This is a genomic window from Shigella sp. FC1661, assembly GCF_001712525.1.
GTDB classification, from domain to species: Bacteria; Pseudomonadota; Gammaproteobacteria; order Enterobacterales; family Enterobacteriaceae; genus Escherichia; species Escherichia coli.
In genome coordinates, this window is the sequence record NZ_MDGW01000428.1 from 1 (window position 1) to 656 (window position 656).

The 656-nt window shown below is 52.3% G+C and carries 1 pseudogene; it reads right to left on the minus strand.

The annotated features are described in order from the left end of the window. Positions 1-656 (minus strand): annotated as a pseudogene (locus BFF42_RS19505) (IS630 family transposase); the annotation flags it as partial.

Here is a 656-nt window from a genome sequence, read left to right on the forward strand (position 1 = left end):
CCATGTTTGCCTCCGGGGAATGGGCTGACGGTTTCCATAAAATGGCGAACTTTTTTCAACAGTTGCCACATTGAGCGGCACTGATGATTACGCGTTATTGTGTCGTGAAGTGCCTGCCATAGCCGTTCAGCATGATTCACCCATGGCGAGTAAACCGGCTGATAAATGACCCTGAACTTCGGGTTCTCCTTCAGCCAGCTCTGTGTTTCCCGGCTTTTGTGGATAATGTAGTTGTCCACGATCAGCGTGATGGTTTTCGCCCGACGGTATGTCGCTTTAAGCCGCTTCAGCAGGCTGATGAACAGCGCCGAACTTTTGCTGTTGCCGCCCACATAGCTGACTTTACCTGTCCCGCTGTGCAGCGCTCCGGCCAGATAATATTTTTCATTCTGTCCCGGCGTGACCACCCGTTTTTGCTGTCCGCGCAGTTACCAGTCCGCACCGATTTTGGGATGAAGATGGATATCCACTTCATCTTCATAAAAGACCTGATGTTCTGCGCTGCATTCGTCCAGTGCTTTATGGATTGCTGCCATCTTTTCATCTTTATGCGGGTCACGGATACGCAGAGTTGGCGCAGCCCTTCGCCACACAATCCCCGCAGACGGCAACCAGCGGCGAACGGTTCCGGCATTTAACTGGCAACCGGTTATCTC